This is a genomic window from Roseovarius sp., assembly GCF_965277045.1.
Classification (GTDB): Bacteria; Pseudomonadota; Alphaproteobacteria; order Rhodobacterales; family Rhodobacteraceae; genus Roseovarius.
Map to the genome: position 1 here is coordinate 3,614,302 of NZ_OZ255712.1, position 13,008 is coordinate 3,627,309.

A 13,008-nucleotide genomic window follows, 5' to 3' on the forward strand; every position below is an offset into this window, starting at 1 on the left:
TCATCAAAGGTTAACGGCGCGTTCAGGCGCCCACGTCGATGATCGCCTGCGCCAGCAGCGGGACCGTCCTGGCATTCAGGCCCGCGATGTTGATGCGGCTGTCGCCCACCATGTAGATCGCGTGGTCCTTGCGCAGCGCCTCGACCTTGTCGGCGTCCAGCCCGAGGCGCGAGAACATGCCGCGGTGCTGGGCGATGAAGCCGAAACGGTCCGAGCCCGAGAGCTTGCGCAGTTCCTGGGCGAGTTGCTCGCGCAGGCCAAGCATGCCGCGGCGCACTTCCTCCAGTTCGGCCTGCCAGTCGGCGCGCAGGGCGTCGTCGTTCAGCACCAGCGACACCAGGCGCGCGCCGTGGTCGGGCGGGAAGGAATAGTTCTGACGGTTGAGATAGGCCAGGTTCGCCTGGGTCGTGGGGCGGCGGGCGCTGTCCTGGCAGACGGCCATCAGCAGGCCGGTGCGTTCGCGGTAGATGCCGAAATTCTTGGAGCAACTCGCGGCGATCAGGACCTCGGGGCAGGAGGCCACGACGTGGCGGGTGCCCGCCGCGTCGGCATCCAGGCCGTCGCCGAAGCCCTGGTAGGCGATGTCGATCATCGGGATGGCGCCCTTGGCGTTGGCCAGGTCTGTGACGTCGCCCCATTGCTGCATCGTCAGGTTGGCGCCGGTCGGGTTGTGGCAGCAGCCGTGCAGGAGGATCACGTCGCCCGCTTTGACGCCGTCCAGATCCTGCATCATGCCGTCGAAATCGACGCCGCCGGTCTCGTTGTCGAAATAGCGGTAGGGGACGTGTTCGATCCCCATGTGCTTGAGAATGCTGAGGTGGTTGGGCCAGGTCGGGTCGGACACGAAGACGCGCGCGCCGGGGTTGGCCATCTTCACCAGGTCGAAGGCCTGCCGCACCGCGCCGGTGCCGCCGGGTGTCGCCACAGCGGCCACCGCATCGCGGGGGGCGGCATCGTCCAGGATCAGCTTGATCATCGCGTCGGAAAAGGCCGGGTCGCCGGCGAGGCCGACATAGGCCTTGGTCTCTTCCTCGTTCCACCATTCCTTTTCGGCGGCCTTGACGGCGCGCATGATCGGCGTGCGGCCTTCGGCATCCTTGTAGACGCCGACGCCGAGGTCGATCTTGGTATCGCGCGGATCGTCCTTGTAGGCCTGCATCAGCGCGAGGATCTTGTCGGCGGGTTGTTCCTTGAGGTGTTCGAACATCAGGCTTCTCCGGTTGCGACGGAGACGGTGGGGAAAGCGCCCCATTCGGTCCATGATCCGTCATAAAGCGCGTGGTCGGTCTTGCCGATCCGTTCCAGCGCAAGGTTGATCACCGCGGCGGTCACGCCCGAGCCGCAGCTTGTGATGACGGGTTTCGACAAGTCCGCCCCGGCCGCGTCGAAGATCGCGCGCAGTTCGTCGGGGGATTTCATCGTGGCGTCATCGTTGAGCAGGGAGCTGTAGGGGACGTTGCGGGAATTGGGGATGTGCCCGGCCCGCAGGCCCTGGCGGGGTTCGGGCTCGTCGCCGCGAAACCGTCCGGGCGCACGGGCGTCGAGGATGGTGTAGTCGCCCAGCTTGGAGGCGGCGGCGACCTGCGTGACGTCCTTGACGCGGTGCGCCTCGCGCCGGACGGTCATATGCCGGTCGCGGATCATCGGGGGCAGGTCCTCGGTCGGGCGGCCCTCGGCCAGCCACTTGGGCAGGCCGCCATCCAGCACCGCCACATCGGTCTGGCCCATCAGGCGGAAGAGCCACCAGACGCGGGCCGCCGAAAAGAGACCGTGGGTGTCGTAGACCACCACCTGGTGCCCGTCGCCCACGCCCATCTGGCGCATGCGGGACATGAACTTTTCCACCGGGGGCGCCATGTGCGGCAGGTCCGAGCGATGGTCCGAGATATCGTCGATATCAAAGAACCGGGCGCCCGGAATATGGGCCTGATCGTATTCCGCCCTGGCATCCCGGTCGACGCCGGGCAGAAAATAGGTGGTATCGAGGATCCGCAGGTCTGGGTCGCCCAGATGCGCCGCCAGCCAATCGGTGGATACCAGTGTTTTCGGATCGTCGTTTGCCATGACAGCCCCCTGAAACCGTTGACAGTGACGTAGCGCGGGACGCCGGACAGTGCAAGCGGAGGGGGCAGGCTTCGCGGCGGGTCAGCGGGTCAGAAGATTGCGCAGAAGACCCATGGCCAGCAGGCACGCGCCGCCCCCCAGGCCGCCCGCGGCCAGTTGCGTGGTCAGGGCCGTGGGGTCGAGTGACACGCTGTCGGGCGCTGTCTGCGCAAGCCCGCCAATGCCCAGCAAACCAAGGGCATGGCCGCCCAGAAGACCACCGAGACTGCCGGCAAGGGAATTGATCAGAAGTCCGAGGTTGAGGCGGGGCGCAAGGCCGCCGGCGATGTTGCCGCCGATGGCACCGGCAATCAGGCTGATCAGTAAGTCCATGCTTCCCGGTCCCCCCGTGCAGTCCCGCGCGTCGCGCCGGGAACGGGGGGAGGATAGCAAAACGGGCGGCACCCGCAGAGGGTGGAATCCGAAGCGTTTACATACCGTGGCGCAAAAGCCGCTGCTTCTGGCGGTTCCAGTCGCGCTTGGCCTCGGTCTGGCGCTTGTCGGTGTTCTTCTTGCCCTTGGCGATGCCGATCTTGATCTTGGCGATGCCACGGTCGTTGAAATACATCACCAGCGGCACGAGGGTCATGCCCTTGCGCTGCGTCTCGTTCCACAGTCGCGCCATTTCCTTGCGCGAAACCAAGAGCTTGCGGCGTCGCCGGTCCTCGTGGCCGAAAGGCACGGCCTGTTCGTAGGGGGCGATGTAGCTGTTGACCAGCCACAGTTCGCCATCCTCGACCGCGGCATAGCTTTCGGCGATGTTCGAAGTCTTCTGGCGCAGGGATTTGACCTCGGACCCGGCAAGGACCATGCCGCATTCGAGGTCGTCCTCGATGGCATAGTCGTGCCGCGCCTTGCGGTTTTCGGCGACGACCTTGTAGTTCGGATTGATCTTGGGCTTGACCATGTCGAATTCTGCCTTCCGGGCGGTGCAAGAGAGCAAGATAGCCCCTGTGGCGAAGGCTTCCAACCCCCTGAAGCGAATCGAGAGGTTAACGGGTTCGTGGAGGGCAAATCCGGACGTCGGTATCGCGACGGTATCCGGGTGGTATCGCGACGGTGCGGTTTCCTGCAGGGGGCCGGATTGAAAGAGCGGGCGTTGCGCGGGTGCGGTTGTGGTTGACAGGCGGGCCAGCGCGCCTATCGTCCGGCACGAGCCAGGGGCGCCTTCGGGCTGAGATGCACCCTTTGAACCTGACCCAGATCATGCTGGCGGAGGAAGGCGGGACCGGATCCGGTCGGACCCCTGCCTTTCGCGCGCCGCGAAAGGAGCCGGATGACCCTCGAGACATCGCATGAGCGTGACGCGCGCATCGCCAACATCCTGTCGATTGCCGGGTCGGACCCGTCGGGCGGGGCCGGGGTGCAGGCGGACCTGAAGGCGATCTCGGCGAACGGCGCCTACGGGATGGCCGCGCTGACCGCGCTGACGGCGCAGAACACCCGAGGCGTGCAGGGCGTCCATATGGTGCCGCCGGACTTCGTGGCCGACCAGGTCCGGGTCGTGGCTGAAGATGTGCGGATCGATGCGGTGAAGATCGGAATGATCGCCACGGCGGCGATCGCCCGCGCGGTGGCGGATGCCTTGCCGGACGTGCCGGTGGTTCTGGACCCGGTGATGGTGGCCAAGGGCGGCGCGTCGCTGTTGGCCGAGGACGCGGTGGCGGCGCTGCGCGAGTCGCTGGTGCCGAAGGCGGCGGTGATCACGCCGAACCTGCCGGAGGCGGCGGTGCTTCTGGGCTGCGACGAGGCCGTGACGCGGGACGCGATGGCGGAGCAGGCCCAGGCGCTGCGGGCGCTGGGCTGTGACGCGGTGCTGCTGAAGGGCGGACACCTGGAGGGCGAGGACAGCCCGGACGTGCTGGCCGATGCGGACGGCGTGCATTGGTTCGAGGGCGCGCGGATGGCGACGCGGAACACCCACGGGACGGGATGCACCCTGTCAGCGACGCTGGCGGCGCGGATCGGGCAGGGCGCGGCGCTGCCCGAGGCGGTGCGGGCGGCGAAGGCCTATGTCGCGCGCGGGATTGCCGGGGCCGGGGCGCTGGACGTGGGGTCGGGACACGGGCCGACGCATCATTTCGCGGGGCTTTGGCAGGATTGGTGAAGGTGGGGTGGGGGAAGGTGGGGTGGAACCCCACCCTACGCCGTGGGTGACCGGCCCACCACCAGGGTGGGGAGTGTCGCTGTCGTCGAAGCCCTCGCACTGGCTGCGCAGAACCTCTGTCACGGTGATGACCGGTTCGTCGTGGCTGTGGATGGCATGGATCGCCTCGATCAGCGCGGTCAGGATTGCGGGGGCACGGGCCAACGCATCATTTCGCGGGATTGTGGGGGGTGAAGGTGGGGTGAAACCCCACCCTACGCGGGCGACGTTTTCCAGTCGCCGTCCCTGTTCCACCAGCGGTGGGGATTGTCGCTGTCGTCGAGGCCCTTGCACTGGCTGCGCAGAACCTCTGTCACTGTGGTGACCGGCTCGTAGTAGCTGTGGACGGCGTAGATCGCCTCGATCACTGCGGTCAACATGGCGGGGTCGCGGGGCAGGAAGAACCGCATCTCGTCGACGCCGGGGCGGTGGCGCGTGTCGTCCTCGGCGCCGGTGGGCGTGCCTTCCCGGGGGCGGTAATATTCCTGTCCGCCGGGGGCGCGATAGCCGTTTCGGTCGGTCTTGCCCTGGGTCAGGGGCGCGACCCGTGTCACGGCGTCGAATATGCGGTCGACGTCTTCCGAGGGCGCCTGGAACATGAGGGCCCACATCGGCTGCATCTCGATGGGCCTCGTGTCGAAGCCGGTTCGGAGGATCGAGGGGTCAGTCATAGCGCACCCCCGTCTCGAGCAGTTCGAAGCCGGTGATCTCGAATTCGTAAAGCTCGGAATTGTCGGGGCGCAGGGTGCGTGCGATCAGCTTACCATTCGCGTCCGTATAGACGGCGTGGGTGGTGTGCAGCGCGCGGAAGCAGTGGCTGCCGTCGGGGTAGTGGTACTTGATCATGTCAGGTCTCCGTAAATGGGGCGAGGTGGGATTCCAGGTCCGCGAAGCCGATGCCCTGCGCGGTCTTGTCGAAATGGCCGGTGTCGCGGATTTCACGCGCGGCCCCGATGAGGGCGCCGTAGGCGACGCGGAAGAAGGCCGAACCGACGCTGATCCGGGCCACACCCGCCTCTGCCAGTTGGTCCAGCGTGAAGGTGCGGCCGGGCAGGCCCATGACCACGTTGACCGGCCGGGTCACGGCCGCGCAGACCGTGCGGATGGCGTCGAGGTCGGGCAGGCCGGGCGCGTAGAGGACGTCGGCCCCCGCCGCCTCGAACGCCTGCAGGCGGGCGATGACCGGGTCGAGGCGCGTTTCGCTCCAGAGCAGGCTTTCGCAGCGGGCGGTGAGGACGAAATCCTGCGGAAGGGTTCGGGCGGCCTCGACCCCGGCGATGATCCGTTCGACGGCCAGGGTTTCGTCGTAGATGGGGGCGTCACGGTCGCCGGTGTGGTCCTCGATCGAGGCGCCGGCAAGGCCGGTGGCGGCGGCGGCGCGGATGGTGTCGGCCACGCTCTCCGGGCTGTCGCCGAAGCCACGTTCGAGGTCGGCGCTGACTGGCAGGGGGGTGGCGCTGACGATCGTGCGGCAATGGTCCAAGACATGCGCGGACGGCACGGTGCCTTCGATCCGGCCCATGGAAAAGGCCATGCCGGCGCTGGTTGTCGCGAGGGCCGAAAAGCCCATGGACGCGAGGATGCGGGCGGAGCCGGCATCCCAGGGGTTGGGGAGGACGAAGGGCCGGTCGCCGTGGTGCAGGGCGCGGAAGCTTTGGGCCGTCATCGGGAAAACTCCACCATGTCCGGCAGGCCGCGGCCATCGTTCCACCAGCGGTTCGGGTTGGTCCCGTTCGGGTCGTAACTGGCGCGGCTGGCCCAGTCCTCGCGCACGAAGATCACGGGTTCTTCGTAGTGGTGGGCGTCTATGATCGCGTCCATCACCCGTTGCAGGGCGGGAAGGTCGCGTTCGATGGAGATCTTGAGCTCGACCATCGGGTAGGTCTCGGCGCTGCCGGGTTGGTAGTTGGGCTTGTGCGTGGTGGTGGTGGAGTTGGGCTGCGGTGTCGTGGTCTCGGCACCCGTGGCCGACACGGACGCGGTGCGGTGATAGCGGCCATAGCCCAGGGGATGCACCTGCATCACGGCATCCAGTATCCGGTCGGTATCTTGCGGCAGGGTCTGGATTTCCAGCGTCCAGACGGGAATGAGCGTGCCGGTCCTGGCGTTGTAATCTTGCAGCATGGCGAGGGTCCTTGTTGATCCGAGGTCAGCCTATTGCAACGCTGCTGACACCATACTGTCAGCAATCATGCTAGGGTGTCCGCATGACCCGTTCGACCCGCCTGTTCGATATCATCCAGATCCTGCGCAGCGCCGATGCGCCGGTGACCGCCGCGATGCTGGCCGAGGAGCTGGAGGTGACGAAGCGGACCATTTACCGCGACGTGGTGGCGTTGCAGGCGTTGCGCGTGCCGGTCGAGGGCGCGGCGGGGGTGGGGTACATGATGCGGGCGGGATATGACCTGCCGCCGCTGATGTTTTCCGCCGAGGAGCTGGAGGCGCTTTACGTGGGCATGGCGCTGTTGCACCGCACCGGGGATCCGGCGCTGGAGCGGGCGGCGAGGCGGGCGGGCGAGAAGATCGCCACCGCGTTGCCGGGCGGCGCGCCGCATGTGCCCCTGCGGGTGTCGGGGTGGAACCGCATCCCGCGCGACGGGTTGGATGCCGAGGTGTTGCGGGCGCAGATCCGCGACGCGGTAGAATTGCGGATCCTTTACGTTGATCTGCAGGAGGCGCGGACGGAGCGGGTGATCCGGCCCGTGGCGCTGACCTATCACATCGACGCGGTCGTGATGGCGGCGTGGTGCGCGCTGCGGCAGGGGTTTCGCAGTTTCCGGATCGACCGGATCGTGGAGAGCGTGCCGACGGGGGATGGCTTTGCCGGAGAGGCGGCGGCGTTGCGGGCGGCATGGGAGGCGACGCTGGAGGGGGAGGACTGGGTCCTCTACACCGCGTCGAAGCGCGGGTGAGGCGCGTGGGTTTTCACCCACCCTACGAGGTCAGACGAGGCCGCGCTGTCTGAGGTCCTTGAGGATTTCTTCGGTGTGTTGCCCGCGCTGGGGCGTCGGGTTCGGCGCCTGCGCCCTTCCGTCGAAGCGGGGCGCGGGGGCCGGTTGCAGGGTGCCCCGGGCCTCGTGCCATATGGCGCGGGCGGCGATGTGGGGGTCCCTGGCCGCTTCCCACGGGGTGAGGACAGGGGCGACGCAGGCGTCGGAATTGTCGAAGAGGGTGGCCCAGTGGGTGACAGGCTCTGCGGCGAAGAGCGTGGTCAGGCGGGCGGTCTGGTCGGGCCAGCGGGCGCGGTCGTACTGGTCGGCGAACAGGGGGTCGTCCGAGAGGCCGAGCGTGTCGAGGAAGAGCGCGTAGAACTGCGGTTCGAGGCACTGGACCGAGAGGTGGCGCGCGTCGGCGCAGGCATAGGTGCGGCCCCAGGGGGGCGCGTCGAGCAGGCTTTGGCCGCGCGTTTGCGACAGGTTGCCGCCGCCCGCCATGGCCATGAACAGCGCCATCATGTGGGCCGAGCCGTCGGTGATGGCGGCGTCGACCACGGTGCCTTTTCCGGTGCGCTGGGCGTTGAGGATGCCGCTGAGGATGCCCGCCACGAGATAGAGCGCGCCCCCGCCGATATCGCCGACGATGGTGGGCGGTGTGAGGGGCGCGTCGCCGGGGTTGGAGGCATAGTAAAGCGCGCCGGCAGTGGCGATGTAGTTGTAGTCGTGCCCCGCCAAATGGGCGCGCGGGCCGGTCTGGCCCCAGCCGGTCATGCGGCCGTAGACGAGTTTTGGATTGGACTGCGTGAAGGTGTCGGGGCCGAGACCGAGCCGTTCCATCACGCCGGGGCGCAGACCCTCGATCAGGGCGTCGGCGTCGGTCACCAGCGCGCGGGCCACGGCGAGGTCGCCGGGATCCTTGAGGTCGAGCGTGATGGTGCGCTTGCCCCGGTCGAGCATGTTGTGTTCGCCCATGGTGGGGTTGGCGGGGCCGGGGCGCTGGACGACCGTGACACTCGCGCCGAGATCCGCCAGCATCATGGCGGCGAAGGGGGCGGGGCCGAGGCCCTCGAACTCGACTACCTTGATGCCGGTGAGCATTGCGGCGCCTCCTGATCGGTCCGGGCGGTGCGGGTCCCCAGCAAACAGGGCGCGGTAGCGGCGCGGGTTTGCCGGGTGGAGTCATGGACAGGGCTGGCATGGCGGGTGGCCGGAAAGCCGGGCGCGCGGTGTTCGGAGACGCCACGGGCGATCTGGTTTTCCGGCCAGAGGTCGAGCCCGGAATGGCGCAGGTCGGGCCGCCGCGTCTTGCGGGTGCGGCCGTGACAGGCGATTTCACGGCCGTCCTCCTGCAAGCGGTGCAGGCTGTCGATCTGCGCGGGGGTGGCGGCGTGCCCCCAGCAGACGCAGAAGGTGACGCGGGCGTCATGCGCCTGACAGACCGGACGGGCGTCGCGCCGGGTCTCGACATGGACGTCGTCGAAGGTGAGGCAGACGCCGTGGGTGGTCACACCACCACCTCCATCTCCTTCTGCTCGCCCACGCCGAACACACGCTTGTAGCGGTCGATCTCGGTCTCGGGGCCCATTGCCTTGCGGGGGTTGTCAGAGAGCTTGACCGTCGGGCGGCCATCTGCGGCGATGGCCTTGCAGACGAGGGAGAAGGGGGCGAGCGAGTCGTCGGGCATGAGGCCGCGGAAGTCGTTGGTCAGCAGCGTGCCCCAGCCGAAGGAGACGCGGACTCGGCCGGCGAACTGCTTGTGCAGGGCGAGGATCTTGTCCTCGTCCAGGCCGTCGGAGAAGATGATGAGTTTCCGCGTGGGATCCTCGCCGCGCTTTTTCCACCAGTCGATGGCGATCTCGGCGCCGGTCGCCGGGTCGCCGCTGTCGATGCGGATGCCGGTCCAGCCCGCGAGCCAGTCGGGGGCCTTGTCGAGAAACCCTTCGGTGCCGTATGTGTCGGGCAGGATGATGCGCAGGTTGCCCTCGTGCTCGTCATGCCAGTCGGACAGAACGTCATAGGGGGCGCGGGCCAGCGTGGCGTCGTCCTCGGCCAGCGCGGCGTAGACCATGGGCAACTCGTGGGCGTTGGTGCCGATCGCCTCGAGGTCGCGGTTCTTGGCGATGAGACAGTTGGAGGTGCCAACGAAATTCTCGCCCAGGCGCTCGGTCATGGCTTGCACGCACCAGTCCTGCCACAGGAAGGAGTGCCGCCGCCGCGTGCCGAAATCGGCGATGCGCAGCCCGTCGACGCCGCGCAGGCGCTCGACCTTTTCCCAGAGTTTCGTCATGGCGCGGGCGTAGAGCACCTGCAGCTCGAACCTTGCCATGTCGTGCAGCACGGCGCGGGAGCGCAGTTCCATCAGGACCGCCAGCGCGGGGATTTCCCACAGCATGACCTCGGGCCACTTGCCCTCGAAGGTCAGTTCGTACTGGCCGTCGCGCTTTTCCAGGTGGTAGGGCGGCAGGCGCAGTTTCTCGAACCAGTCCATGAATTCGGGCGTGAACATCTGGCGCTTGCCGTAGAAGGTGTTGCCGCGCATCCACGTGCTTTCCCCGCGCGACAGCGACAGCGAGCGGATATGGTCGAGCTGTTCGCGCAGCTCGCCCTCGTCCACCAGCTCGGCCAGGCGCACGTCCTTGGTACGGTTGATCAGCGAGAAGGTGACCGTGGTGTCGGGCCGGTTGCGGAAGACCGACTGGCACATCAGCAGCTTGTAGAAATCGGTGTCGATCAGGGACCGGACGATCGGGTCGATCTTCCACTTGTGGTTCCAGACACGGGTTGCGATGTCGACCATGGGCGGCCTCCGAGGGTGGTTGCGCCGCCCGTTAGAGCAAAAGGGTCAGGTATCCGCAAGCGCGGCGCGGGTCGCTTCGGCCAGCCTTTCGATTCCCAGGGCCAGCTTGTCCTCGGTATTGTAGGTGAAATTGATGCGGATCGACGTGTGATCGCGACCTTCGGGGTCGAAGACGGACGAGGGCGAGATGCAGACGCCGTAGTCGAGCCCGACCTGCATCAGGTGATTGGTGTCGAGGCCGGGGTCCTTTGCCGTGGCCCAGACGAACATGCCGCCCGAGGGATGCTCCCACGTGAAGAGGTCTGTAAGGTGCGTGTCCATCGCGTTGGAGAGCGCGTCGCGGCGGGCGCGGTAGAGCGACAGGATGCCGGGCAGCATGTCGTCGGCAAGGCCGGTGGCGAAGGCGTCGTGGGTGATCTGCTGGCAGAGGCCGGAGCTGCACATGTCGGCGCTTTGCTTGGCGGCTTTCAGCACCTCGATCAGTTCCGGTGCGGCAATGATCCAGCCGATGCGCAGGCCCGGTGCCAGTTCCTTGGACACGGTGCCGAGATAGATGACGGGGCCGTCATAGGGCGTGCCGGCGCGGTCGGCCGAGAGGGTGAGCATCCGGGGCAGGGGCGCGTCGTCGTAGTAGAGCGTGCCGTAGGGGTCATCCTCGATCAGCCAGGTGCCGGTTTCGTGCGCGGCATCGACGAGGCGGCGGCGGGTGGCGGTGTCGACCAGCTTGCCCGTGGGGTTCGAGAAATTCGGGACGGTATAGGCGAATTGCGCGCCGGTCATCGTGGCGACCGGATCGAGGTCGTTGGCGTCGAGCCGCATCGGGCGATAGGTCGGCTGGCGCGGGCGCCAGTTGTCGAGCGCGCCGAGATAGGCCGGGGTTTGCGACGCGATGGGGCTGCCCTGTTCCAGCAGCACGGTGCCGATGAGGTTGAGCGCCTGGGCGCCGCCGGAGGTGATCAGGACGTTGTCGCGGGTGAGGGTGAGATCGCCCTCGGAATAGCGGCTGGCGATGAGGTCGCGCAGCTTGGGCAGGCCGGCAACGGGGGCGTAGGCCAGCGTCTCGTCCGCATGGTCGGTGACGGCGGAGGTGGCGAGCCGGGCCATTTCGGGGATCGGCCAGATCTCGGTGCCCGGCAGGCCGCCGCCCAGGTTCACCAGGCCGGGGATGCGCCCGGCGGCGAGGAAGGTGGCGGTGACGTCGTTGGTGTCGTCGAGCCACTTGGCGAAAGCGGGGCGCTGGGGCATATGAAACCTCACGGGTCGGTGTCGGCGTGACGCGGTCTTAGATGAAAATGAACGAACGTTCAATTCATGTCTTCCGGGCGTCAGCCCGCGTGCTCCAGTGTTTCGACCGAGAGGATGGTTGGCAAGTGGCGGGCGATCTCGTGCCAAGTGTCGCCTTCGTCGAGGCTGGCGAAGACCGAGCCGGAATTGGTGCCGAAGTAAAGGCCGGGCGCGTCTTGCGCGTCACCGGCCATGGCCTGGCGCAGGACGGTGAAATAGCAGTTCTTCTGCGGCAGACCCTCGCGCAACGCCTCCCACGTCTCGCCGCCATCACGCGACCGCCAGACGGCGCAGGCCGCATCGGGCGGGAAGCGGCCCGCCATGTCGCCGTTGAGGGGCAGGGTCCAGATGGTGCGAGGATCGTGCGGGTGGACGCGGATCGGAAAGCCGAAGGTGGAGGGCAGGCCGGGGGTGATATCGTCCCAACTGCGCCCGCCATCAGGGGAGCGCCAGACACCGTGATGGTTCTGCTGGTAGAGCAGGTCGGTGTCGCCGTTGGCCCGGACGATATTGTGGACGCAATGGCCGGTTTCGCCGTCGCGCGGCGCGGCGGGGTGGTCATGGTGCACGCAGGCCTCGGCATTCGACAGGCGGTTGCGGCGCCGCCATGACCGGCCGCCATCCTCGGTGGCGAAGACACCGGCGGCGGAAATGCCGACCCATTGCTTTTCAGCCGAGCCCGGGTCGAAAACGATGCTGTGTAGCACGAGGCCCGCGGCGCCCGGGTTCCAGTCCTTGGCGGAGTCGTGATCGGTGAGGGCATCGACGCGCGCCCACGTGGTGCCGCGATCCGTGCTCTTGAGCAGGTTGGCGGGCTTGGTGCCGGCATAGAGCGTGTCATGCGCGAAGCCGAGCGACCAGACCTGCTGGAACTCGGTGGCGAAGGGCAGGGGGGCGTCGGTCCAGCCGATCATGGCGGCGAAATCGGGGTCTTGCGCGGCCCAGTCATCCATCTGGCCCTTGCTGAGGCGCGTCAGGTCCCAGTTCTGTCCCTGATCGTCGGAGCGCCAGACCCCCGCGCCGAAAAAGTCGCCGCCGCCTCCGGCCCAGATGGTGCCGGTCTTGGGGTCGCCGGCCATATGGTTGATGCACCAGCCGCCGCAATGAGGGCCGGAGACGTCCCATGTCTGCCGGTCGGTGTCGGCGGCGACGAGGAAGGCGCCCTTGGTGGTGCCGACGAGAAGGGTGAGCGGGATGGCGGGCATGAGGGTGGCTCCGGCTGGTTTGGCAGATCCTAGCACGCCGTCGATCGATTCCCGAGAGCGGAGAGTGGCCGACGCGCGCGATGAACGGATGGCCCGGTTGCCTGTACTGGTGCGCGCTGCGGACAGGGCCTAGGATCGGGTCATGATTTCGCATGTTCATCTTGGCACGGCGGACCTTGACCGCGCGGTGCGGTTCTACGGCGCCGTGCTGGAGCCGCTGGGGATCGTGCAGAAATTCATCGACGCGGATCGCGGCTGGGCCGGGTGGAAACATGCCGATGCGGACCGCCCGCTGTTCGTGGTCGGACGGCCGCTGGATGGGGCTGCGCCGGGCGTGGGGAACGGGCAGATGGTCGCCTTTCAGGCGGCGGAGCGTCTGAGTGTCGACCAGTGCCACCGCCGGGCCCTGGCGGCCGGGGCGACGGATGAGGGCGCGCCGGGGCTGCGGCCCGAGTACCATGCGGATTTCTACGGCGCCTATTTCCGTGATCCTGACGGGAACAAGGTGTGCGTGTGCTGCCATGCCCCGGAGTGACG

General features: G+C 67.6%; 16 protein-coding genes and 1 riboswitch. Of the genes, 3 read left to right on the plus strand and 13 right to left on the minus strand.

The genetic code is table 11. The features are described 5' to 3' along the window. Nucleotides 1-22: 22 nt before the first annotated feature. From ACQY4V_RS18010 to smpB, 4 genes are all read right to left on the minus strand, one after another. The gene (locus tag ACQY4V_RS18010; RefSeq protein ID WP_428514050.1) at nt 23-1,207 is read right to left on the minus strand and encodes an aromatic amino acid transaminase; all 1,185 of its coding nucleotides are present in this window, start codon (nt 1,205-1,207) and stop codon (nt 23-25) included. Then, a complete protein-coding gene (gene sseA, locus ACQY4V_RS18015; protein WP_428514052.1) occupies nt 1,207-2,064 on the minus strand; it encodes a 3-mercaptopyruvate sulfurtransferase in 858 nt (285 codons plus the stop codon). The genes ACQY4V_RS18010 and sseA overlap by 1 nt, the downstream gene beginning before the upstream one ends. Nucleotides 2,065-2,145: 81 nt before the next feature. Continuing rightward, nucleotides 2,146-2,436 (minus strand): hypothetical protein, encoded by a 291-nt coding sequence (locus tag ACQY4V_RS18020; protein WP_428514054.1) that lies wholly within the window; start codon nt 2,434-2,436, stop codon nt 2,146-2,148. A gap of 97 nt (nt 2,437-2,533) precedes the next feature. Continuing rightward, nucleotides 2,534-3,010 carry an SsrA-binding protein SmpB gene (gene smpB / locus ACQY4V_RS18025; RefSeq protein ID WP_057791393.1) on the minus strand — a complete coding sequence of 159 codons (477 nt, stop codon included), beginning with the start codon at nt 3,008-3,010 and terminating at the stop codon, nt 2,534-2,536. A 242-nt stretch (nt 3,011-3,252) separates the two neighbouring features. Then, nucleotides 3,253-3,341: riboswitch (TPP riboswitch) on the plus strand. A gap of 38 nt (nt 3,342-3,379) precedes the next feature. Here smpB and thiD point away from each other — a divergent pair. After that, nucleotides 3,380-4,210 (plus strand): bifunctional hydroxymethylpyrimidine kinase/phosphomethylpyrimidine kinase, encoded by an 831-nt coding sequence (thiD, locus tag ACQY4V_RS18030; RefSeq protein ID WP_428514056.1) that lies wholly within the window; start codon nt 3,380-3,382, stop codon nt 4,208-4,210. Nucleotides 4,211-4,464: 254 nt separating this feature from the next. Here the strand turns inward: thiD and ACQY4V_RS18035 are convergent, their stop codons facing one another. The 4 genes from ACQY4V_RS18035 to ACQY4V_RS18050 are packed head-to-tail and all read right to left on the minus strand — an operon-like array spanning nt 4,465 to nt 6,373. After that, nucleotides 4,465-4,920: a hypothetical protein gene (locus ACQY4V_RS18035; RefSeq protein WP_428514058.1), complete on the minus strand. Its 456-nt coding sequence runs from the start codon at nt 4,918-4,920 to the stop codon at nt 4,465-4,467. Beyond that, nucleotides 4,913-5,095, minus strand: coding sequence for a hypothetical protein (locus tag ACQY4V_RS18040; protein ID WP_428514060.1), 183 nt, complete (start codon nt 5,093-5,095; stop codon nt 4,913-4,915). Before ACQY4V_RS18040 ends, ACQY4V_RS18035 begins: the two co-directional genes overlap by 8 nt. A 1-nt stretch (nt 5,096) precedes the next feature. Next, the gene (locus ACQY4V_RS18045; protein ID WP_428514062.1) at nt 5,097-5,915 is read right to left on the minus strand and encodes an isocitrate lyase/PEP mutase family protein; all 819 of its coding nucleotides are present in this window, start codon (nt 5,913-5,915) and stop codon (nt 5,097-5,099) included. Continuing rightward, the gene (locus tag ACQY4V_RS18050; protein WP_428514064.1) at nt 5,912-6,373 is read right to left on the minus strand and encodes a hypothetical protein; all 462 of its coding nucleotides are present in this window, start codon (nt 6,371-6,373) and stop codon (nt 5,912-5,914) included. Before ACQY4V_RS18050 ends, ACQY4V_RS18045 begins: the two co-directional genes overlap by 4 nt. 83 nt (nt 6,374-6,456) lie before the next feature. On the opposite strand from ACQY4V_RS18050, the gene ACQY4V_RS18055 reads away from it, so the two are divergent. Continuing rightward, nucleotides 6,457-7,161: a helix-turn-helix transcriptional regulator gene (locus ACQY4V_RS18055; protein ID WP_428514066.1), complete on the plus strand. Its 705-nt coding sequence runs from the start codon at nt 6,457-6,459 to the stop codon at nt 7,159-7,161. A 30-nt stretch (nt 7,162-7,191) separates the two neighbouring features. Here the strand turns inward: ACQY4V_RS18055 and ACQY4V_RS18060 are convergent, their stop codons facing one another. The 5 genes from ACQY4V_RS18060 to ACQY4V_RS18080 form a co-directional block, all read right to left on the minus strand. Continuing rightward, a complete protein-coding gene (locus tag ACQY4V_RS18060) occupies nt 7,192-8,283 on the minus strand; it encodes a CaiB/BaiF CoA transferase family protein (RefSeq protein WP_428514068.1) in 1,092 nt (363 codons plus the stop codon). After that, nucleotides 8,262-8,693: a polysaccharide deacetylase family protein gene (locus ACQY4V_RS18065; protein WP_428514070.1), complete on the minus strand. Its 432-nt coding sequence runs from the start codon at nt 8,691-8,693 to the stop codon at nt 8,262-8,264. The genes ACQY4V_RS18060 and ACQY4V_RS18065 overlap by 22 nt, the downstream gene beginning before the upstream one ends. Continuing rightward, nucleotides 8,690-9,982 carry a nicotinate phosphoribosyltransferase gene (pncB, locus tag ACQY4V_RS18070; protein WP_428514072.1) on the minus strand — a complete coding sequence of 431 codons (1,293 nt, stop codon included), beginning with the start codon at nt 9,980-9,982 and terminating at the stop codon, nt 8,690-8,692. Before pncB ends, ACQY4V_RS18065 begins: the two co-directional genes overlap by 4 nt. Nucleotides 9,983-10,027: 45 nt before the next feature. Next, on the minus strand, nt 10,028-11,227 hold the full coding sequence (locus tag ACQY4V_RS18075; protein WP_428514074.1) for a PLP-dependent aminotransferase family protein: 1,200 nt from the start codon (nt 11,225-11,227) through the stop codon (nt 10,028-10,030). A gap of 80 nt (nt 11,228-11,307) precedes the next feature. Next, complete coding sequence (locus tag ACQY4V_RS18080; protein WP_428514076.1) at nt 11,308-12,471, minus strand: WD40/YVTN/BNR-like repeat-containing protein; 1,164 nt, start codon at nt 12,469-12,471, stop codon at nt 11,308-11,310. A 142-nt stretch (nt 12,472-12,613) separates the two neighbouring features. Here ACQY4V_RS18080 and ACQY4V_RS18085 point away from each other — a divergent pair, with 142 nt between their 5' ends. Beyond that, nucleotides 12,614-13,006 (plus strand): VOC family protein, encoded by a 393-nt coding sequence (locus tag ACQY4V_RS18085; protein ID WP_428514078.1) that lies wholly within the window; start codon nt 12,614-12,616, stop codon nt 13,004-13,006. The last annotated feature ends 2 nt before the right edge of the window (nt 13,007-13,008 follow it).

What these genes read in the sequence shown, in the direction of transcription:
- ACQY4V_RS18010 (WP_428514050.1), bottom strand. Translation starts at nt 1,207, where the DNA reads ATGTTCGAACACCTCAAGGAACAACCCGCCGACAAGATCCTCGCGCTG.
- sseA (WP_428514052.1), bottom strand. Translation starts at nt 2,064, where the DNA reads ATGGCAAACGACGATCCGAAAACACTGGTATCCACCGATTGGCTGGCG.
- ACQY4V_RS18020 (WP_428514054.1), bottom strand. Translation starts at nt 2,436, where the DNA reads ATGGACTTACTGATCAGCCTGATTGCCGGTGCCATCGGCGGCAACATC.
- smpB (WP_057791393.1), bottom strand. Translation starts at nt 3,010, where the DNA reads ATGGTCAAGCCCAAGATCAATCCGAACTACAAGGTCGTCGCCGAAAAC.
- thiD (WP_428514056.1), top strand. Translation starts at nt 3,380, where the DNA reads ATGACCCTCGAGACATCGCATGAGCGTGACGCGCGCATCGCCAACATC.
- ACQY4V_RS18035 (WP_428514058.1), bottom strand. Translation starts at nt 4,920, where the DNA reads ATGACTGACCCCTCGATCCTCCGAACCGGCTTCGACACGAGGCCCATC.
- ACQY4V_RS18040 (WP_428514060.1), bottom strand. Translation starts at nt 5,095, where the DNA reads ATGATCAAGTACCACTACCCCGACGGCAGCCACTGCTTCCGCGCGCTG.
- ACQY4V_RS18045 (WP_428514062.1), bottom strand. Translation starts at nt 5,915, where the DNA reads ATGACGGCCCAAAGCTTCCGCGCCCTGCACCACGGCGACCGGCCCTTC.
- ACQY4V_RS18050 (WP_428514064.1), bottom strand. Translation starts at nt 6,373, where the DNA reads ATGCTGCAAGATTACAACGCCAGGACCGGCACGCTCATTCCCGTCTGG.
- ACQY4V_RS18055 (WP_428514066.1), top strand. Translation starts at nt 6,457, where the DNA reads ATGACCCGTTCGACCCGCCTGTTCGATATCATCCAGATCCTGCGCAGC.
- ACQY4V_RS18060 (WP_428514068.1), bottom strand. Translation starts at nt 8,283, where the DNA reads ATGCTCACCGGCATCAAGGTAGTCGAGTTCGAGGGCCTCGGCCCCGCC.
- pncB (WP_428514072.1), bottom strand. Translation starts at nt 9,982, where the DNA reads ATGGTCGACATCGCAACCCGTGTCTGGAACCACAAGTGGAAGATCGAC.
- ACQY4V_RS18075 (WP_428514074.1), bottom strand. Translation starts at nt 11,227, where the DNA reads ATGCCCCAGCGCCCCGCTTTCGCCAAGTGGCTCGACGACACCAACGAC.
- ACQY4V_RS18080 (WP_428514076.1), bottom strand. Translation starts at nt 12,471, where the DNA reads ATGCCCGCCATCCCGCTCACCCTTCTCGTCGGCACCACCAAGGGCGCC.
- ACQY4V_RS18085 (WP_428514078.1), top strand. Translation starts at nt 12,614, where the DNA reads ATGATTTCGCATGTTCATCTTGGCACGGCGGACCTTGACCGCGCGGTG.